18 protein-coding genes are annotated in these 21,362 nt (G+C 43.9%); 3 read left to right on the forward strand and 15 right to left on the reverse strand.

The features are described 5' to 3' along the window. The 5 genes from BWI44_RS12425 to BWI44_RS12445 all read right to left on the reverse strand — a co-directional run bounded on the left by BWI44_RS12425 (window position 1) and on the right by BWI44_RS12445 (window position 5,835). Window positions 1-1,212, reverse strand: a complete 1,212-nt coding sequence (locus tag BWI44_RS12425) for a porin (protein ID WP_118216157.1) — start codon at window positions 1,210-1,212, stop codon at window positions 1-3. 45 nt (window positions 1,213-1,257) lie between these two features. Beyond that, window positions 1,258-2,691, reverse strand: a complete 1,434-nt coding sequence (locus BWI44_RS12430) for a di-heme oxidoredictase family protein (protein WP_195209298.1) — start codon at window positions 2,689-2,691, stop codon at window positions 1,258-1,260. A 128-nt stretch (window positions 2,692-2,819) separates the two neighbouring features. Further along, window positions 2,820-3,938, reverse strand: coding sequence for an imelysin family protein (locus BWI44_RS12435; RefSeq protein WP_195209299.1), 1,119 nt, complete (start codon window positions 3,936-3,938; stop codon window positions 2,820-2,822). A gap of 40 nt (window positions 3,939-3,978) precedes the next feature. After that, window positions 3,979-5,349, reverse strand: a complete 1,371-nt coding sequence (locus tag BWI44_RS12440; protein ID WP_022210573.1) for a hypothetical protein — start codon at window positions 5,347-5,349, stop codon at window positions 3,979-3,981. A gap of 114 nt (window positions 5,350-5,463) precedes the next feature. Further along, window positions 5,464-5,835: a hypothetical protein gene (locus BWI44_RS12445; RefSeq protein ID WP_394368916.1), complete on the reverse strand. Its 372-nt coding sequence runs from the start codon at window positions 5,833-5,835 to the stop codon at window positions 5,464-5,466. Window positions 5,836-5,934: 99 nt separating this feature from the next. Between BWI44_RS12445 and BWI44_RS12450 the strand changes: the two genes are divergently transcribed. Beyond that, window positions 5,935-6,546 carry a TetR/AcrR family transcriptional regulator gene (locus BWI44_RS12450; RefSeq protein ID WP_044155328.1) on the forward strand — a complete coding sequence of 204 codons (612 nt, stop codon included), beginning with the start codon at window positions 5,935-5,937 and terminating at the stop codon, window positions 6,544-6,546. 36 nt (window positions 6,547-6,582) lie between these two features. Here BWI44_RS12450 and BWI44_RS12455 read toward each other — a convergent pair whose 3' ends face one another. The 5 genes from BWI44_RS12455 to hcp form a co-directional block, all read right to left on the reverse strand. After that, the gene (locus tag BWI44_RS12455) at window positions 6,583-8,310 is read right to left on the reverse strand and encodes a PD-(D/E)XK nuclease domain-containing ATP-binding protein (RefSeq protein ID WP_195209300.1); all 1,728 of its coding nucleotides are present in this window, start codon (window positions 8,308-8,310) and stop codon (window positions 6,583-6,585) included. A 174-nt stretch (window positions 8,311-8,484) separates the two neighbouring features. Continuing rightward, window positions 8,485-9,720 carry an LruC domain-containing protein gene (locus BWI44_RS12460; protein ID WP_195209301.1) on the reverse strand — a complete coding sequence of 412 codons (1,236 nt, stop codon included), beginning with the start codon at window positions 9,718-9,720 and terminating at the stop codon, window positions 8,485-8,487. Between the two features lie 187 nt (window positions 9,721-9,907). Then, window positions 9,908-10,690 carry a DNA-binding domain-containing protein gene (locus tag BWI44_RS12465; RefSeq protein ID WP_007665117.1) on the reverse strand — a complete coding sequence of 261 codons (783 nt, stop codon included), beginning with the start codon at window positions 10,688-10,690 and terminating at the stop codon, window positions 9,908-9,910. A gap of 571 nt (window positions 10,691-11,261) precedes the next feature. Further along, the gene (locus BWI44_RS12470; RefSeq protein WP_195209302.1) at window positions 11,262-12,266 is read right to left on the reverse strand and encodes a tyrosine-type recombinase/integrase; all 1,005 of its coding nucleotides are present in this window, start codon (window positions 12,264-12,266) and stop codon (window positions 11,262-11,264) included. Between the two features lie 68 nt (window positions 12,267-12,334). Next, a complete protein-coding gene (gene hcp, locus BWI44_RS12475; protein ID WP_195209384.1) occupies window positions 12,335-13,987 on the reverse strand; it encodes a hydroxylamine reductase in 1,653 nt (550 codons plus the stop codon). A 425-nt stretch (window positions 13,988-14,412) separates the two neighbouring features. Here hcp and BWI44_RS12480 point away from each other — a divergent pair, with 425 nt between their 5' ends. Both BWI44_RS12480 and BWI44_RS12485 read left to right on the forward strand, forming a co-directional pair. After that, a complete protein-coding gene (locus BWI44_RS12480) occupies window positions 14,413-15,051 on the forward strand; it encodes a Crp/Fnr family transcriptional regulator (protein ID WP_195209303.1) in 639 nt (212 codons plus the stop codon). 45 nt (window positions 15,052-15,096) lie between these two features. Then, complete coding sequence (locus BWI44_RS12485; protein ID WP_138292627.1) at window positions 15,097-15,786, forward strand: Crp/Fnr family transcriptional regulator; 690 nt, start codon at window positions 15,097-15,099, stop codon at window positions 15,784-15,786. Window positions 15,787-15,837: 51 nt separating this feature from the next. Here the strand turns inward: BWI44_RS12485 and BWI44_RS12490 are convergent, their stop codons facing one another. From BWI44_RS12490 to nrfH, 5 genes are read right to left on the reverse strand one after another with little or no spacing between them, the layout of a single operon-like run. Continuing rightward, window positions 15,838-17,127, reverse strand: a complete 1,290-nt coding sequence (locus tag BWI44_RS12490; RefSeq protein ID WP_195209304.1) for an alginate export family protein — start codon at window positions 17,125-17,127, stop codon at window positions 15,838-15,840. Between the two features lie 8 nt (window positions 17,128-17,135). Next, window positions 17,136-17,927 (reverse strand): cytochrome c biogenesis protein CcsA, encoded by a 792-nt coding sequence (gene ccsA, locus BWI44_RS12495; protein WP_195209305.1) that lies wholly within the window; start codon window positions 17,925-17,927, stop codon window positions 17,136-17,138. Beyond that, on the reverse strand, window positions 17,924-19,156 hold the full coding sequence (locus BWI44_RS12500) for a cytochrome c biogenesis ResB family protein (protein ID WP_286814221.1): 1,233 nt from the start codon (window positions 19,154-19,156) through the stop codon (window positions 17,924-17,926). The genes ccsA and BWI44_RS12500 overlap by 4 nt, the downstream gene beginning before the upstream one ends. Before the next feature lie 9 nt (window positions 19,157-19,165). After that, entirely contained in the window at window positions 19,166-20,647 is a 1,482-nt protein-coding gene (gene nrfA / locus BWI44_RS12505; RefSeq protein ID WP_195209307.1) for an ammonia-forming cytochrome c nitrite reductase, read from the reverse strand. 21 nt (window positions 20,648-20,668) lie between these two features. Next, window positions 20,669-21,259: a cytochrome c nitrite reductase small subunit gene (gene nrfH / locus BWI44_RS12510; protein WP_195209308.1), complete on the reverse strand. Its 591-nt coding sequence runs from the start codon at window positions 21,257-21,259 to the stop codon at window positions 20,669-20,671. Window positions 21,260-21,362: the final 103 nt, after the last annotated feature.

Below are 21,362 nucleotides of genomic sequence, written 5' to 3' on the forward strand. Positions count from 1 at the left end.
TTAGAAAGTATATTGCAGCATTACTGTTGCAGAATGAGTGGCCAGACCTAAATTATCATTATCTCGGTCGAGTTGTGTATCGTGACCCGTACGGGCAATATACTGGTACATAGCCTGGAGTTTCAGGTTACAACCCTTAAAGAAATAATTCATACCCACAGCCGGTATATTCAAAAATCCGTCATCGCTGGTACCGTTACGGTTAAAGAAGTCATAACGCAAGGCAGCCTGCAAACGGGGAGCTACAAAGTAGCCGCCCTGTACATAACCACCCAGATAATTGTAGCTTTCATTGATCTTCTGGCGATCCGTGAAACCTACATTCATATAATATGCTTCGGCACCCAGATACAGTTTGTTCTTTAACATGGCAAATTCCACTCCCACACGGGTATCATTGGTACTTTCATTCTCACTTTCCACATTGATTGAAGCCGATACACCGAACATGATCTTATCTTCATTCAAACGGTTGGGATTACCTTGGGTGGACGGCATCACACCTTTAGGCATATAAGTAAAGCGTCCCGCATACAGTAAAGAAGGAATATACCAATCATCACTCAAAGTTTTTGTAGCTGTATTTACAGAAGAACCGGTGCCATTGAATAAACCTACTTCATAGCCAAATTTATCAGCTAATAATCCGTGAATTTCAACACCGAGGTCAAAACCGGTACCGATGTTAGGCGTTACCGCATTCAAAGAATAAGGCAGAATGACAGCAGAAGTCAATGATACTGGCAACTGCGGCAACAATGTTTCGCCCAACGTCGTCAGATAAGCATGCGAGAAAGGTGTTTTGAATTTACCGACACGCACGGCAAACTGTTTTTTAAGTTGTACATCGAACCATGCTTGTTGAAGCAATGCTCCTCCACTGGCAGCCGCATTGATAGAAAGATTAAAGGCTACTTTACCAAAAGCTTTACCGGTGAAACCCAATACAGCATAGGGAATTGAGAAACCGGAATTAGCTACATTATCCTGATTGTATGCCTTATCCAGACCTTCATCATCATACCAATTGAAATTTGCACAAGTCTGTACCAACAGATAGGGCTTGAACACAAAGTCCCCCTTCTTGGTTTCTATCGTAAATCCCTCTCTTCCGGCAAGTGACACTACACCATTTTCTGTATCTTCTTCATGCTGTGCCATAGCAGCCAACGAAAGGGCAGCCATTACAACCATTAAAATTAATTTCTTCATAATTGCTTGTATAATACTTATTGGTTTTATTGTTCGTTATTCGTTTTATAATGATTTCAGGAATGCGACCAAAGCATCGCGATCTTCTTTACTCATCTTTTTGAAGAGGTTCTTCGATGCTTCACCTTCACCACCATGCCACATGATAGCCTCAACATAGTTGCGGGCGCGTCCATCATGCAGGAAGTAAGTATGACCATTCACCGTTTCCTGCAATCCGATACCCCAAAGCGGAGTCGTACGCCATTCGTTGCCACGGGCCAAACCACTTACATAGTTGTCATTCAATCCTACACCCATAATTTCAGAGCCCATGTCATGAAGCAGGAAGTCCGAATATGGATGAATTGTCTGACTGCCCAGCCAAGGAAGACGGCTTCCGTTCAACAGTACAGAACCACGTGGTTTTGTGTGCAAGGTGGTTACATGGCAGAGATGGCACTTCGCCTTATAAAAATTCTGCTCACCCTTGATCACTTGTTCATTATTCACATTGCGGCGTGCCGGAACACTAAGGCTCTGCATGTAGAGGTCTACATTCTCCATTTCTTCCGTAGATACATCCAACTGGGCATAAGAAAGTCCCATCATACTGCCCTGATTTACTTGCGCCTGTCCTTCGCAGATTTCTTCGGGATAGCGGCTGTTCGTAACTCCCATATCGCTGGAGAAACCAAGTTCCACTGTCAGGTCGGCATGCTGTGCTTTATTACCGGACAAGCCTAAACTTCTCACTCCTCTCTCGGAGATATAGTTGCAACGGCCACTGATACCATATTCCGGATAATTACTTTTAGCAGCCAAAGCTTCAATTTCAGTGGGATCGAGCGCCATCATTTGTCCCATACCTACGTGGCGCAAAGGAATACGCACCGTACAGAATAGGTCTTCGGGTTTAATGCTGTCCGCATACCATTCATAAATGGAGTAATTGGGTTTGCAAAGTTCATACGTCTCACCATCAGGGAATTGGAAAGTCTCATAGGTATATTCCACTTTCAGTTTTCCCTCGGGCTTCACACCATAAATAGCCTGATCATGAAGCACACGTCCATAATCCTGAAAGAAAGCTCCATTCTTACGACTAATATAAACCAACATAGACGAAAAGCCGGAACTACCGGAACCACCTTCGCTCCACAAAGTTGGTTGCGTACGTCCGGCATTTCGGTGACAGCTACCACAAGAATAACCGGCATAAACCGGTCCCAGTCCTCCACCTATTCCATTACTACTGGTGCGGATATCATCATACAATTTGTCACCACGAGTGAAACGTTTATCGTATGTTCCTGTTATCCAGTCAGCAGACCTGTCATAAGCATAAGAGGAAGTCAGGAAGTTGGTAGCAGTACCGGCAGAGAGGGCAAAGCCGGCAGGTACTGCTATATCATCCACATCAATTCCATCATTTTCGCAAGCAAACAATGCCAGAAGCGAAAAACAGATTGGAAATGAGTATTTTAATAAGCCATTCATTCGTTATTGAATTATTATTGTAAAATACGTAACTAACATTTATCTTTTTAACGCAGATTTTGCGGAAACAACAGAATATTCATTATCCCGCTGTTTCCGCAAAATCTTATTTCTAACAAGTAAAAATCTTACTGAATGGTACGGGCTTCACCATCTTTGAAGATCAGATATTCCAAAGTGTGGTAACCACGCAAAGCTTGTGCACCGGCAATTTTATCATCTTCTTCGTCATAGTCACCATCCCAGTTCAGGTTAGAGTAATTACCGGAAGTCAGGATCTGTACGATACCATCCTGATCGAGTGGCCAGCTATCCATATTGGGGTCAAGACCTTTGTCGGCAACCGGACCAAAAAGGAATGCCTCACTGGTTTCCCACGGTGTACGGGCAGCAAGCCATGCTGTGGCACAAGCCTTGAAGTTAGCATTGCTGGGAGAAGTACGGAAAGTCTCAACAGCATCGAAAAGAGCCTGATTTCCCGCTTTCAAATCAGAGTAAGTAGGTAATACAACTACATCCACATAATTTTTTACGACTTCAGCCAACACTGTTTTATCAATACCTTCGATACAACTCTTCAAACTACCCTTGAGTACTCCCTCTAAAGTGGCACATGCTTCCATAGCACTTACTGCTTCCGGACTATTGATATTGTTGCGGAAAGGACTCGGGATAGCCCAAATTGCTGCTGCTGCGTCATCAATCGCTTTTTTTACTTCAGTATCAAGATTAGCATTTACCGCGGCTACTGCTTTTGAGAGAGATGACTCGCTAATAGCCCCTGTACGTGTTCCGTAATAAGCATTACGAATAGAATAGATATTGTTACGATAGTCTTCACGAGAATGCCAGCTATACCATGACTCTACAGCATACAAAGCCTTTTCTTCATTATTATGTATGAAAAGATCGTAAGGGTCACCAATTTTGGCGGTACCTACTTCATTGGCAATGTCTACACAGCCGTCAATCAACTGCTCAACACTCGTCAAAGCATCTTGATTCTTAAAGAAATCTGCATAACTTCCACCTTCATTGTATTTAACTGCCCAGTCATCATAAAGAGCAGTAGCATCATTCACCAACAATTGTGCAACTACTCGCATGTAATTTCCCCAACTACTTGCATTCTCTGCCGTATAGTCAAGATTTTTAGCGTCTATAGTCGTAGTGTCATCATCACTACAAGCCGTAATGGAACACATCATGCCCAATGAAAGAGCCGACAAATAAAAAAACTTTTTCATATTACTTAAACATTAAATTAATTATAAATACCTATTTGAACTATCTCTTGGTAAACCAACCGACATAAGCTATACCGATAGCAAATTCATTTTCATTGTTATATTTAGTCGATCCAAATACCTTGTTCGTACCAATATGACGGGTAGTATAATCGGCCTTCACAACCAGATTCGGCAATGCAAACCAGTTAACTCCTGCCGTCCATTTGCTTACCTGACAGCGTTTCTCCATTGTAGCTGAACCTTCTGCCTCTTCCTGCGGGTTGTAGTATTCATAACGGGCATAAGGATAAATAACCGGACATTTCTTCTGCGAGAAGAAAGCACTCAGGTTAAGACCAGCCTCCAAGCCATAGCACAGAGCATTCTTAGCTACATTACGCATAGCACCGTGATAATAATTGGAGTTATTGGAAAGAGTAACCTTGCTGATCTTGGAAGAATTCTCTAAATCACCATAAATGATATTACCACGAGCGGTAACATATTTATTTTTATACTGCGCATCGGCAGAGTAGATTTTCACTGATGAGCGACCTACGCTGCTATACTTATAATTCTTATCAGCATTGGCTGTCACGTCATTACAATAGTAAAAAGCAGCACCTACACGCAGTCCCGGTACCCCTTTATAGTCCAGACGTGCTACATAAGCAGGCGAAGTAAAGTTATCTTGTTCAAAGAGTCCCTGCTTACCACCGGCAACCCAGTTATCGCGACCGAAGCCATCAGCATTCAAGCCGGCAACAATCATTGCCTGATAATCAAAGCGCGCATATCCTTTACCAAAAGAACCGAAGAATTCCAATCCTGTCTCATGCCAGGTAGAAGGAATAATTGTGGTTTCACCCTCAGGACGAGATGTTCCAAAGAAGTTGATAGGCTCATGGTGTGCATTGGTCAATCCCATAGGTACAATCAAATGACCGGCACGAACATTGAAAGCCGAATGTATCAGACGGGTAATGTGAAACTGCTCAAGAGCGACTTCTCCACCCTTTTCCATTTCTGTCTCATACTCACCGTTTTCTGAATTCTCAAGTTCTGTTTCAATACCTACACCTCCTGCTTCAAATTCTATTTCAGCACCCAGTATCCACTTGGAATTAAACTTGTAGTCAAAAGCCAACACAAAACGAGGAATTGCAATGGTATTGCGGTGATCACTGTTATCGACCCCACCATAGAAACGGTTCGTTCCGTAGTTCATAAACTTTGCTACCATCTCTCCGTATCCACCGAAACGGAACTTTTCGTAGTCGTCATCTTTTGTTACCTGTTTTATTCTCTCTTTCTTTGCCGTAGTTTCAGATACCTCTTCTGTTGAGGTTACTTTTTCGGGTTCATTAGCCCGTAAAGTATTGTTAAAAAGCAAGAAACCTAAGGCGAATAAGCAAGTTAATTTTCTCATCTTTTATCTTAAATTTTGTTGGCGCAAAGGTAGAGGGAGTTGAAAAGGCGGACAATACCCAAATATGAGTATTATGTTATTAAAAATAATAACAAGTAGGTACTTAAACGAACATTATTTCTTTTTGTTCTTTTTTACAAAGCAGTAATTCACTAAAAAGACAGTCGCAAAGATCACAGCAATCCAGATAAAACTAATAAATATCAAATAGCGGTTATAAATGTACTCTCCCTCTTCAGGAACATGATTAAGCATACATAGCAAACAGTTACACTGAGAATTATCAGCGTCATGAGAAAAGTAAGAGTACAGTAAAAAAGATAAGCTACCTGCAAAAAGAATAATAATAGCTATTATTCCCCATCTCTTACAACCTAAAGGTCTGTCAATTGCCTTTTTATGATTCGTTAGTTTCACCATATAGTAGTTTATAGTTAGATTATACGCGCAAAGTTGCATGCTTTCAGCGACCTTGGCAATACCCAATAATTGTGATTTTTATAAAAATCTAACAAAAAACCATCATTAATGGGTATTTCAGAAAACGCGGATTCTCCCCTACTTTGCAGTCGAGAAATAAAACTTATGCAATACCCTAAAGATGACATACAAAAAGAAATTTTGAAAGCTGCCGAAAAGGTATTCCTCGAAAACGGCTTTCCGAAGGCTTCCATGCGTGAAATTGCGCAAGAAGCACAGGTAGGGTTGAGCAATATCTATAACTATTTCAAAAGTAAAGATGATATTTTCTGTACGGTGGTACGGCCCGTAATCAGTGCATTCGAAAGGATGCTGCACGAACATCACGGGCGTTATGGAGCAGATATCATGGAGATGTATTCCACAGAATACCTACGATATGTGATAGAAGAGTACATGACATTGATACAAAAGCATCGCAAATTGTTGGTATTGCTATTTTTCCATGCACAGGGTTCTTCACTGGAAAACTTCAAGGAGAACTTCACCGAACGCTCCACATCACTTGTGAAAGAGTACTTCAGGGATATGAAAGAAAAACATCCGCAAATGAATATCAATGTAACCGACTTTTCTATCCACCTGCACACGGCATGGATGTTCACCATGTTTGAGGAATTGATCATGCACCGAGTCGGGATAGAAGATTTGGAACAGATAGTCACAGAATACATCACATTCGAAGTAACTGGTTGGAGAGAGCTTATGAAAATATAAGCTCTCTCTTTTTTTGAATGAATCTGAATATTTTTTCTATACCTCCTCCATCCTTGCCAGTTCCCATCCGCTGAATTGCATTACTATGCAATGCAATCTTGTGCCTTGAATGAGTTGTTGTACCCTCGGGGCCTCAGCATAACGATGTATCTGATCAACAGCTTCCTGCCACTGGGCAGGAGCTTTTGTTTCATACTCTTTCGATGGCAGATATTTCAGTTCCAGAATATAACTGTGCGCCACCCCGCTATAGCGTTGCAGGTCGGGCATCAAAAACATATCGCAAAAGCCATGGTTCAATTCCACTTCAGGAGCAACCAGATAATAGGCACTCACACTAAGATAGGCAGTAAAGAAGCCTTGTATATTTCGTTCGCCCTCAATCATACTGCGTACAGAAGAATTGTCCTTGTAGGCATGAGCAATGAATTCAAGGGCTTCGCGCCATTTACCGTCATAAGACATGTCATAGTACATCAATCCTAAATCATTCAGATTGATATACTTCTTATTTTGACGTTGATACTCTTCCAGCAGATATTCGTAATATTGTTTACGCACATTATTATTAGGAATACTCAGTACCAGATAATTTCCCCGTGTAGCGGTTATGGTCAACATTCCATAATAGAACAGCAGACTGGGAAAGAGTTCCGGGTCAGTAATCTGGCTGGCTGGAAAAGTAGTAGCCAAGGTCGTTACAATTTCCCCCTCTTCAGTAATCTTCCGGAGCACCCCTTTACGGTCACCATCCAGATGATCCAACTGGATAAGCTTCTTCATCTTGTTGTAATCGGTACGGGTATTGGGGTCAATCATCTGCTCGGGTGCTTTATCCAGATTCATATAGTTACGCAAATAATAAAACACCATATCACAGTTGAACATCTTCGGATCACGCGTCAAGCTCTCTTTTGCAAAACAGTAATTGTCATACCACGGCTTCATCTCAGCTATCATCGCCTCGACATCTCCCTTCAGTTGTCCGGCATCCTTATAATACTGAAACATCTCACGGACATCACTTTCGCTGAAGCCCAGCATCATATTGAATTGATAATCGGTGCTGATATTCCAACCTATATTGAAGCCACTGGTCAAGTCATCCAATGTAACAGGACTTACCCCCATCATAAAAATACGCTCGAACATGCCCTTGAACTTCTTGAATATCTCCCGATAAAAACCACTGGCATGAGTAATGGCATGATAGATATCATTACCCTGCTCATTAAGCACCACGTTAGTGAAATTGTCGTACTCATCGATAATGAGATAGAGCGGATAGCCGTGACGCTGGGCTTCCACTTCAATCATACTCAGTTTATCGGCAGCCGAGGTCGAAGCATAGAATTCTTCGACCGTACGCTCTGGATAAGCATCCTCATAAGTCGCCATAAATCCATCCAACTGACGACGACAATAAAGGTTAAAGTTAGCTTCCAAATTCTCTATCCCGGCGCCCGCTTTAGAGAAATCAAGGAAAAGTACCTGATAGCGCCCTTGCAGCGGTGTAGGATTCCGCCCAATCCAAAGGTTCCCAAAACGTTTTTCAAATTTCGCTTTCTGTGAACTGTCATAATAAGCACGAAGCATGTTCAGGAAAATACTCTTTCCGAAACGGCGGGGACGGATGAGAAATAAATTGCTGGGCTGCTGCTCTAACAAAGGAAGATACATCGTTTTATCCACGTAGTACTGGTTTTGCTCCACCACTGCCACGAAGTCTGATACTCCATAAGGTATTCTTTTCACTGCTTCCATATCACTCTGCATATTTGAATTCATAAACGGGGACTCCATGCAAATGTAGTCTATTCCTTCCGAATGAACAAAAGAAGAAAGGGAAAGTTGTAACTACAAATAAACGAACGGCACATATCCCTCAGTGGCCTTACAGGATATGTACCGTTCTAAATCTAAAAACCGGTTTTAATTTTATTGAGTTTTTATCAAGAGTTCGTTATTCTTCTCTCCGTTATACCAATTTGCTTTATCCTGACCGCCACTCATCGCCCAGGCGGTAAAGTCTTTATAAGCATCGAGGAAGTTACCTTTTTCAATGACATGAGCTATCGGAGCCGGAACACTCAAGCCCCAAATCAAGCCTTTATTGTTATAATAATAATCCTTTCCCAAACCGGAATTGTCACTGGGATATGTATCGTATACCGGTTTGTATCCTCCTAAATGAATTTCAGTGCCATGATCAGCCTTTGCCAGATAGAAGTCGAAGCTTTCAAAGTCAGCTGAGCTTACATCTACATCATCGTCATCCAAGTAAATAGCAATATTCAATTGCGGTAGATCCTTAGCAAGATATTCTTTCTCTGTATTAAAGAAAGAACTGCCGGAAGGCTTTGAAGTTGCTGCAACCAAATTGCGGAAGTCCATAATGACTTCACCGTCAGGACCGGCAAACCAATTTACTTCTTCAACCGATGTATAAAAACTCTGATATACTTCAATTTCTTCAACATCCTCTGCCCGCAGGTTCTTCAGCCTTAAATATGGAGCATAAGGATACGAGCCTCCCATAGCCCTCAACTCAATACCAAGCTGTATAGCTTCATCAATCACTGACTTATGTCCATAAGATTTGAATGGGATTTGTACCCTGTAGGCTAGAACAAAATCATTGAAATCATAATCCCCTAAACTCGGAAACTGGTCTTCGAACATGACAGTACCCCATCCGGAATTAGGATAGCTGATTTGACCGCTTCCTCCATTTCTGGTTTCCGCCCTTGTCTCAGAACTCGGTTTGCTGTCTTGGGGAAGCGTGAAATGAACGATATTATCTTTGTCGGCAGTAGCCGCCAAAACCATTTTCTTGCCATTTACCGTTTCGTATTGCAGGTAAGCCTCTTTAGAATTGGCAGGCAGGCTCAGAGGAATCGTCAAGGTTCCGTCGTTTGTCTGTAGAGTTGCCAGCATTGCATTTTCGGTACATTCCTGATCGGAGTATACTGAAACATCCGATGCACTTTGAGCTGTGATTTCGCATTGTGCATTCTTGACCATTTTCCAGTCAAACCCAGTCGGGACGACAAGGTCGGCTACTGTTTTTTCTTTTTGCGGTTGTTTGTCTGCATCATACACACTTTTCTCGCATGATGTAAAGGCTAACGTGCCCAGCAATAAAGACAAGGTAAAAATCGATTTTCTTTTCATGTTGCGTTCGTTTTTTATTATGATATGTAAAATGTATGTTCTCTCTCCTAAGTAATCATTATCACAATTGATTGAGATGTAAATCCGGCAAAGCACCGTTGCCTGCTCAGGCAAAGTACCATTGCTCGGTCAGGCAAGACACCGTTGCTCGGTCGGGCAAGTTAGCATTGCCAGTAGTGTCTCCTAATTAACCGAGCGGATCATCCTCTATCCCTCCGTCACCTCCACTTCCACCGCCGGTAGGTGCCATGCCGATATATATCGTTTTTATGACACTGCGAGGTGTTTTCAGCAGATGGCCTTGACCGTATTGTGTCGTCACCTTCAATTCATACGTACCTTTATCCAATCCGCTGGGGATGATGAAACTGAGACGCGAAGGTTCGTTCAATACCCACAAGTCTTCGGTGATTTTTGTTATCGTACCTTTTGAGTCAGTCAAGATGATGCCTACAGAGTCGTCAGTACCGGTCACTTTCAGCATTGCACCCTTCAGGGTGAAAGCACGTCCGGCTGTGGCACTGGAATCCAGCGCACGGGTGGATGTGTCCTGAACGCCTGCAATGTACATGGCACTGCCCTTTGCACCGATAATGTTCACCACCGTATTTTTGATGGCTTCGCGAAGGTCGGCACCCACGTTGAAGTTTACCACGATAGAGTTCTTTGCCGGATTCCAAGCAGAGTTCTCGATGACACCATGAAAATTGACCGAGGCATAATATAAGCCTGTGTTCACACTGACGCCACTCATCAGCAAACGTTTGATCACGCGCTTCTCCAGGTCGAAGACGTGGCGGATGGTTTCTTCCCGCAGACCGGAGTCTTCCGCTTTCATTTCGGCAATGATACGTTCCTCGTCGGCACTGCCGTTGGAGACGGGGACGAGGATCATATCCTCTTTGTTGTCCACAGTCACGGTGTTATCCGCCAGTTGACCGTTGATTTGATACCTGATTTCTTCTGACATAATCTCTTTTATTTTAGGGTTAATATATGTATGATAAACTATATGGGTGACGAGTCACAAATGATTTAGAACCATTCGCTCCGTTTTGTAAATTACGGTGTTATAGCTGTCGCTACAACCTAACACCGTAATCCCACAAACAGCACAACAACATATTGACTAAAGCGCGCTACACTATATATACATTCATTAATTATCATTTATCGGAATAAAAAAACTGGGTTTCTGAAATTACTTACCAAGTAATTTCAAACTACTATCCGATGCATGCGGAAAAAGCGATTTCCAAGCGCATCGCTTAGGATGAAAAAAAGACTTTTCTGAGCTAAAAGTAAAATAGTTGATGGTTCCGCTTCTAAGCTGAAAGTGGAGGGCGCAATTCGTATACCTGCCGTAGTAGAAATAAGAAGATAATATGTGTTTTTTCTATTTTAGATCATTGTGATTCTGTCTTGAAAGAATTATATTTAAAGTTTTATTAATATCCCCTTGCTTATTTGTGAAAATATGTGGATATTTGCAAGCGATTACTGCCGTTACTTGGTAAGTAATTTAGTCTCAACTTCGTGTCTTACAATATACTGTAAAGCATACTCCCCTTCCATTTACCTTTTTTCACAGCTGCGATGAGTTGTCTGTTTACTTCATCGATACGTTCATTTTCAAAAGGTTTGAGGTAAGTTTCCGTTACCCGGATGGACGAGTGTCCCAGTGATTGGCTGATAATACCAATGGACTGCCCCATGTGGTAAGCCAGCGTAGCCCAAGTATGCCGGGCAGTGTAGGAACTTACCGGCACGCCTGGAAGCATCCGTTTTACGGCTTGCTTTAATGTCCGGTTGAAGTTACGTAAAGCAATCTGGTAAGAAAGATATTGTTCCCAACCGTCCTGTATCTCTGCATCCAGGATTGGCAACAGGTAGAGAGATGAGGAGGTAGTCTTCTGTCCGAGCCCTCGTAGTAGGCGCAAGGCTTCGGGAGACAGTTTCACCCGCATCGGTTTCTGAGTCTTATGACGGAGATAGACCAGATATTCCCCCTGCAAATCCTGCCTGCGCAGATGGGCAAGGTCGATAAACGGTATCCCCCTGCACAGAAACATCAGGCGGAAATATGCCAAAGCCCTTCTTTCTTCTCTGGTCAGGGCATCGTTCTCTGCTCTCAACAACTTTTCCATCTGCCATCCACGCAGTGCACGTTTGGTTTGAGACACCACCCGTGTATGTACACCGGCAAACAGCTGTGGGTTGTGTCCCGGTGTGCCTACGGGCATCCAGCGGTTGTACACAGCCCGCAGTGAGCTCATGTAACTGGTCACGCTGTTCATCTTCAAGGGTCTCTTTTTCTTCTGCATCAGCCACTCCTCATAGGCTTTCAGCCGCATAGGGGTGAACACTTCATCCATAGGCAGTGGTATGCCCCTGCCACCCGCAAAATCTTGGAAGGAATGCAGCGCAGACACATAACCATGCGCCGCCGCAAACTTTCGTTCACGTTTCAGCTGTTCGGTCACAGCAAGTATGTAGGAAGCCAAATCCGTACTTCCCACATCCGTTTCTACATCTTTTGTTTTCATAAATCTCACTATTTATTAATAATAAAAACTCCGGCACAGCAGTAGCTATTACCGGAGTTTTTTCAGTCTTATAATAATTGGAACATCTTCAAGTCATCTTCCACATCACTGATGGTACCTATCTGAAAAGTATCTACCAAGACTTTTGCCACATTGGGCGACAGGAAGGCAGGCAACGTAGGCCCTAAATGGATTTTCTTCACACCCAGACTCAACAAGGCCAGCAGTACGATAACGGCTTTCTGCTCGTACCAAGCAATGTTATACACAATCGGGAGTTCGTTGATATCATTCAGTTCGAATACTTCTTTCAGTTTCATTGCAATGACTGCCAGTGAATAGCTGTCGTTGCACTGTCCTGCATCCAGTACGCGTGGAATGCCGTTGATATCTCCCAGAGGCAACTTATTGTAACGATACTTGGCACAACCTGCTGTCAGGATGACTGTATCTTTAGGCAACGCCTTGGCAAATTCGGTATAATAATCGCGTCCCTTCATACGTCCATCGCAACCTGCCATAACTACAAAGCGACGAATAGCACCGCTCTTCACGGCATCCACTACTTTATCTGCCAGTTGCAACACCTGATTATGGGCAAAACCACCGATGATTTCTCCACGTTCTATTTCCGTAGGCGGCTGGCATTGCTTGGCTATCTCAATAATTTCGGAGAAGTCTTTTCTGCCTTCGGCATCTGCCTGAATGTACTTGCAACCGGGATATCCGGTGGAATTTGTTGTAAACATACGTTCTTTATATTCAGCATTTGCCAACGGAGGGACGATACAGTTCGTCGTAAACAGGATAGGGCCATTAAAGGTGGTGAACTCTTCACGTTGCTTCCACCAGGCATTTCCATAGTTGCCTACGAAGTGGGAATACTTCTTGAAAGCAGGATAATAGTGAGCAGGAAGCATTTCGCTATGTGTATACACGTCGACTCCCGTACCTTCGGTTTGCTTCAATAGTTCTTCCATATCTTTCAGGTCGTGGCCGCTTATCAGGATACCCGGACGCTTCCCTACTCCGATATTTACTTTTGTCATTTCCGGATTGCCATAGCGTTCGGTATTCGCTTTATCCAGTAAAGCCATAGTCTTCACACCGTATTCTCCGGTCTGGAGCACCATCTTCACCCATTCGCCTGCCGGAAGTGATTTTGTAGCAGTGGCGGCCAAAGCATGTTGCATAAAAGTATGGATAGAAGCATCGTCATATCCCAGACGCATGGCATGTTCCAGATATGCCGCCATACCTTTCAGACCATAGGTCATCAATTCTTTCAGGGAACGCAGATCTATGTCGGGCTCACGCAACACGCCCACGCTTTCCGCCTTGGCAGCATACTCATCACGTCCGCCCTGCCATTGCAATTCGTCGATTTCAGGCAGGGAAATACCTTTTTCTTTGGCTTCTTCTATCAAACGGTTACGCAATGCCATACCTTTATCCACCCTGTTCAGAATGCTTTCATCATCGAAGTTGGCATTTGTAATGGTACAGAATAAGGCATCCACAACAAAACGGTCCACTTCGGCAGCTACAGGATGTCCGGCGTTACGGAACTCATCGGTAACGACTGATATTCCACGTACCACGAACATCAGCAAATCCATTGCCTTTGCTGTATGACTTTCTTTTCCACACACACCTTTCAAGATACAACCGGTGCCTTTCATTGTCTCCTGGCACTGATAACAAAACATTTTAGCTTCCATCATCTTATTCTTTTTATTTAGTTAAATACTCATGCAAAATTAGGTTGTTCTATAAATAATAATTTATCGGCGTAGCTATTGATATTCTGACTATCTCAATTCCCCTCTTCCAGTTGGAGGAGGGGTGCCCAACGGGCGGGGTGGTAGGTGAGAGAAAAATTCCTTTATCTTATTATTCATAGGTATTTTATTGTTTCACCTACCACCTCCCCCTACGGGTACTCCTCCTCCGACGGAGGAGGAGAATTTAAGATACTTCCGCGTAACAATTCTCTCACCGATAAATTATCATTTACCATACTATAAATTAATTGTAATCGGGCATCTATAAAATACATTTGCATTATCTTTGTGCAAAGATGGAGAGTTTATAGCAGGTAAATTGTCACGTATGTTACACCCAATCACAAAAAACTTAAAAAAGAATGGAACCACATATATTATTACAGATGCCATTGTTTCAAGGTATAACAGAGGAAACGCTATTACGGTTCGTTCTCTCTCACCAACATACCCTTAAATCTTATAAACCGGGAGAGTTTATCGCCATGCAGGGAGACATTTACCGTTCTCTCTATATTCTATGCAATGGGACAGTGCGTACGCAAATGGTCAGTGCAGAAGGAAAACAACTCACCATAGAGACCCTCCGTGCCCCGAAACTCCTTGCACCGGCTTTCATCTTCGCTTCCGAAAACCGTTTCCCGGTGAATATCGAAACCCTGGAAACCTCGGAAGTATTGATTCTGAATAAGGATGCTTTTCTGGAGTTCATGCACCAGTACCCGGTCATCATGCAGAATTTCCTGAAGTTGATTTCCGACCGGAGCTTGTTTCTATCCAAGAAACTGAACGAGTTTGCCTTACAAAGCCTGAAATCCAGATTACTCAATTATGTAAAGATGCATGGAGGCATCGGTTCCCAACAGGAAGTGGCACATATACTTGGGGTAGCCCGTCCGTCATTGGCACGTGCCATATCCGAGTTGAGTAACGAGGGCTGCATACAAATAGAAGGAAAAGAAATGCGTATTAATGAGGAGAATTCGAAGAAATACTTTTAATTCTACTTTTTCATCGTATCTTTGTACAACCAACTACCTAATATAATGAGGAAAATAACATTAACCGACAAACATCAGGAATTACTTTTCCAGATTCCGCTGTTTCGTGACCTTCCCCTTAACATCAAGCATTCGTTGCTCGACAGGTTGGATATCTCCCTGTACTCGGTCGACAAAAAAGATATCATTGCCACCCAGGGAACACTCTGCAAGAAATTATATGTATTGTTGGAAGGGAAACTACGGGTAGATATTATCGACGGATTGGGAAATGAAGTCATGATAGAATATATCGTTGCGGCACGTGCATTCGCCACTCCTCATTTATTCAGTTCAGACGGAGTACTGCCGGCAACCTTTACTGCCATGGAAGACAGTACCCTACTCACCGCCAGCAAAGAGTCCATGTTCAAGCTTATCAGCGAGGAACCTAAAATATTACACAACTTTCTTTGCATCACGGGCAATTGTAATGTCTGCACAGTATCCCGCCTGAAAACCCTATCGCGGAAAACAGTGCGCGAACGTTTCGTTGTCTACTTGCTGGAACACAAGAAAAAGAATTCTTCAACGGTCAACATCATCCACAATCAGGCAACCCTTGCCGAATATCTGAATGTAACCCGCCCTGCACTATCGAAAGAGATTAATAAGATGATAAAGGAAGGTATTATCGATATGGACGGAAAGACAGTGCAGATACTCAATGAAACTATATTAGAAAGGTACGTATAGGAGCTTTCTCCTGATACGTACCTTCATTTATGTTCTCTCTTACTTACAGTTTTACCACTTCACAAACAGCACTCTGGGATTGATGTTGACAGACACCCATCCCCAGTCTTGCCAGCTTTTATGATTGCCGCCTTTCACAACGTCCATCGTCTCCGTTCCGCGCATAATGGAGTATCCGGCGGAGAGTTTCACATCCTTCATCACCGACCAGTTAATCTGATAATCGACTTCCGAACCTAATGCTTTCTTCAACCCCGGCAATTTCACCGCAGTTGAGAAATGATGGTAGTTCAAGTCCATATCCACCTTATCGGAAGCACGGAAACGTACACCCAGACGTTTGTCAAACAAGCCGGGAGCATATCCGGGTTTAAAGTCGGACGCATAAAAATAATCCATAGCTCCGTAAAACTTATGATGTGTGCCATATAGAACATTGAATGCCTTGTACTTGTCACTGTCACCGCTGTTTCCACTTAGATAATCGGCGCTTGCCACTACGATCCAAGTCGGTTTAAGATTGTATGGGAAAGCATAAGCCACTTGCAGGCTGGCCATGAAAGCAGATACCTTCTGCACATTTTGGTTCTTGCCCGTCTGATAATAGAAGGCGCCGTCTACATTCCACCCTTTTTCCCTGTAGGTGATATAAGTTCCCATCGTTTGCAGATAACGGGTGTGAGACTCTTTAGTAGCGGCATCTCCGGTTTCCAATCCCAGATTCATGAACAGTAAGGATGCATCAAAGGGAGTATAATCGGATTTATAGTGATACCAGAGTGTCTGCATATTCTTGTAAGGCTGTGCTCCGGCCTGCACGTAATAGGTACCGCCTATCTTAGTCTCGTCATTCTGGTTGAAAGCAAGGATCATATGCAGTTGGTTGTTGGGATCGGCATAACCCAGTTTCAATGCATCATGATAACGTCCGGCTATGTTCCAATCCAGTCCGCCCAAAATGCGCTCGTCATCGTACGAAAGGGTCTGACGACCTAATTGTGCAAAGAAGTTTTTACCGAAATTCAGTTTAGCCCATGCCTCGTTCATGATGAAACGTCCATTCTTGTCAATCTGCGGATCTTGTCCCCATACCCCCACATGCTGAGCCGAGATTTTCATTTGCAAATCAGAACGCTTGTACTCCATAGAAAGGCGTGCACGGTTATTGATGAATCCCGCAGGTTCCTCTCCTTCATTACGGGGCATCAGAGCACCATTACGATATTCTGCACGAGGTCTGATCTGGATGGACATTGTAAATTCATTCTCTTTTTCTGTCGTTTGCGTATACGCCATGCTTGGCAAAAGCATGAGAAGCATTGCCCAATAAGTAGTTTTCATAATGATTATCAGTTTAAATTATACGTATGAATGCTGACTCCCTGTGCAGAGGGCAGATAGTTGATGCCGTACCAGCACATTTGCAGCAAAACAAATGATATCAGAAGTAAAATTAAGGCCTTACGGTGTAACAAAGGTTTTCCAAGGCGGAAATGTATATAAATCAGATAGGAAAACCACGTAGCTGCCGCCCATGTCTCTTTCGGGTCCCACGACCAGTAATGTCCCCACGCCTCTTTTGCCCATACAGCCCCCGACAGCATGCCTAATGTCATGAATGCCAATCCTACATAAGTCAGATTATCGCATAGGTCCATCTCCCGGCTGTCAATCGGCTTCTTCTTGAACCAAAGCAGATAAATAGCCATCACGGTGGCCGCACCCAGCATAGCATAGGCAAACATATATACGATGACATGCGGCGTAAACCACGGACTTTGCAAAGCCGGCATCAAAGTTTTGTTATGTATTTCCGGTTTGAAGATATTGATACAGATAAATACCAGTGATAGGATAAAACTGAAACTGAGTATCCACTTATACCTCCAACGGCTGTATGTGATGAGTCCTGCCAGTGGAAGAAAGAAAGAGTACCACAAGCGCGTCTCTCCCATCGTCCGCATAGGCGGACGTTCCAGGGAAATCCACATTCCCACAATAAAGCTGAAGAAGATAGCAAGCCCAATCAAGGTAAGCCCGCCAACAATATACGGTTTTCTTCCGCGCCAGGCGGCAAAGGCACCGAATCCCCAGAAGTGCAGGGCGGCAATTGAAAACGGTACAAAATAATCCCACGTCATTCAGCGTCCTCCTCTTTTCTTTTTTGTGCATTAACAAACAGACAGATAGCTCCCAGCACCATCATGATAATACCTGCATAGACAGCAGGCAACCACGGATCACGTACCAGTTCGAACACACTGATATCGCTCCAGCGCCCTTTCGTATCATCATAACTCAATTGATAAATATTCCATCCCGCCACATTCAGGGGATGGTTCACTGCAATCGTATCTTCCACCTGTTTGCCGTCTTCCGTGTATACTTTCACTGTAGATGCAAAACGCTGCGGTTCGCGTTCCGGCATAATAAGGCTTGTCAACGAATCCAGACGCAATGCTTTATATGGGAAAATAAAACTACCGCAACTTACCCAACCCTCTTTTGCAGTTTTCGTCTTTTGATTGATAGCCTGCAAATAAACGGCGTACGTGGCTCCCATCGAATGGAATTCGGTAAACTTCACCGTATCTTCCGTAGCCACAGAAGCCGCCCAGGGAATCGTTTGCCGGATAGTCACCAGCCAATCGGACAACTGCCCCTCCGTAACACCTTCTTCCAGCAACAAATGTTCCGGTGCTTTTTCAGGCAATGTACGGCCTGTTTCATTATCAATCAGCATCAGTTTCGGAGGATACTCGTCAATCGTGAAGTCTTTCAGTTCAATGGCCAGCGGAAGTTCTATCAATTTGCCGTACTCATCCATTGCACGCCATTCGGCATTATCTATCCGGGTGGTCATTTTCAGCCGCTGCATATCGGCATTTCCCAAGGTTGCCGTAATCAGGGCAATAAACAGCCCGGCATGATTCAAAAGGAAAGCAAGCTTCTTCCATCTGAATGGAAATCCGGCACGAAGCGTAGTCAGCCCCAGTACAGTCACCATCCAGATATAAAGCAATACAAAAGGCCATGCCGAAAGCATTCGTGAGAAACCGAGCACATCTGCCGGATGACAGGAAGGGATCTGACGGATAAGTCCCATCACCACCGTAATGCCCGCCACCCATAAAAGAGAAGAGACAGCCGATGTATAATGGCTTATCCAACTGAAGAAATAAACACGCTTGCGCAAGCAATGCATGGCAACTATTCCGGCTATATATAAAACCAGAACTATGATATTCACCGGACAGGCAAACAGACTCCAATCTATTTCACCGATTGCAATCTGTAGCAACCATCCTGTCACCAACAGTCCTGCGCCTATCAGGCATCCTTCTTTAAATCCCCACGGTCTGATCCACATATCTCTGTTTTATTTCTGGGCCAGGCGACCGTTAGCTTTCGCTTTTTCCAGCCATGCAGGTACAGTTGTTTTCAGGAATTTCTCTTTAGCAGCTCTTTCCGCATCCATGTCGAGACCAATATATTGTTGTGCTTTCTCTTTGGTTGAAATGTCCGGCATCGGCACATCATCCGTAAAGCCATGCTTAGCCAATACTCTTGATACAGCCAGACGAGCCTGCATAGCCTTGTCCAATCCATGTGAAAGGATACGTTGGATTTCCTGCGGAGCATGGAAAGAACCACCGTGAGAAGCCACACCGAAATCCCAACGCCACTGCGCCTGACGGATAAGGGCAAGTACATCTTTCATCTGATCTTCCGTAGCCCCCTTGTCCCATGCAAACTTAGCCTCGATATGAGCCTTGGCAAGTTCCTGTTCCAAACGGTTACGTATTTCGTTAGCCTTAAGTTGGCGTTCGTACACATTGTTACGCAATGTTTCTTCACTTTCGCGGTGGCAAGTCTGACAAGTACGGTCAATCATCGCCAACGGGCTTTGAATATGGTGATCACTGAATTTCACACCACCTTCGCTCTTATAAGGCATGTGACAATCTGCACATGACACACCTCTCTGACCGTGAATACCCATCTGACAGATTTCATAATCAGGATGCTGCGCTTTCAATATCGGAGCACGACTCAGTTTATGAATATAATCATAGAAACCTTCATTATCATAATAAGCCTCCATATCTTCCACAGTAAAGCCTTTATCCCAAGGGAAAGTCAGGTACTTGCCATCACCCTTGAAGTAATATTCCACGTGGCACTGCGCACAAACCAGCGAGCGCATTTCCTGCGGAGTAGCTTTTGTTATATCTCTGCCCTGGCGTGCAAAAGCCTCGATCAAAGCCGGACGGCTGATGTGCAGATTCATATTTTCCGGTTCGTGGCAATCGGCGCATCCGATAGGATTTACAATCTCATCACCCATTGCTCCCCACTTATTATTATAGAACGCATCCACACCGATAGCCTCCATCATACGGGGAACATCCGGGCTCTTACAAGTCCAGCAGGTAGACGGTTGCGGACCATCTTCGGGAGTAGCAGGCGCCCCCGTACGAAGGCTTGCCGTAATATCCTCTATCGCATGCATGTGCCCACGCGGAGTCGAATAGTCCTTTGAGAAAGCATATCCTGCCCACAGAACCACCATTTCGGGACGTTGTTCCAATACATCGACCGCAATGTTTCCATTGAACTCACTCTGGAAATCCGTCTTCGCTGTTTCCGTCCAGGTCTGATATTCACGGGGGAAATCACTTTTGAACACTTCATTACGGGCTTCAATGCCTGTAATAACAGTCCTGCGGTTATTGAACACGCTTTCTAATTCCGCCCGCCTCTCCATCAGCGCGGAAACACATAATCCTAATACAAACACGACTACCATCGAACCACCGAACAGCAGCCAGCCTTGCCATGATTTCAATTTCTTTTCCATAAGTATATTGATTTTATTTCATTATTTCTTAAGCATCTTTTGCAGCCAGCCCGGAACGGGCGATTCAGGATAAGGTACCAGTGCATTGGGAGTGGATGACAACGAGTTGCTTCCGCCATGCGGCACATCCCGGTGACAATCCCAACAAGCCTTACCCTCGCCTACCTGAGACATCATATAATCTATTTTCCCGGTTTTCACAAACTCCGCATTCAACTGCGTATGGCAACGGATACAGTTATTCATAATCACCTCTGAACTGGCTTCATGCGCCCTGATAACCTGTGGCTCGCTCTTTGTCAGAAAAGCAGCCACATGTTTCATACCGTCCATCCCCTTGAATGTCCATTTCTTTACGGCATTCTCATGAGGAACATGACAATCATTGCAAGTGGCATCCCGACTATGTGAACTGTGGAACCATGTAGCGTAATAAGGTGCCATAATATGACAGTTCACGCATGCCGACGGCTCATCCCCCAAGTAGGTATGCGCCCGCAGCAAGTACATGAACAAGCCTCCCCCGCCCACAACGATACCGCAGATAACTATCGCAGCCACTTTCCATTTGTACGAAGGTAAAAACCTGTTTATAAATGACAATTTCTTCATAGGAAATAGTATTTTTCACAAAAGTAGGGGCTTTATTTTTAAAAAAGTGTAATAATGATTACATATTTTGCATAGTCTTGCGCTATCTTTGTCGTGTTCCGTT

The sequence above is a fragment of the Bacteroides sp. Phil13 genome, assembly GCF_001940965.1.
Lineage (GTDB): Bacteria > Bacteroidota > Bacteroidia > Bacteroidales > Bacteroidaceae > Bacteroides > Bacteroides intestinalis.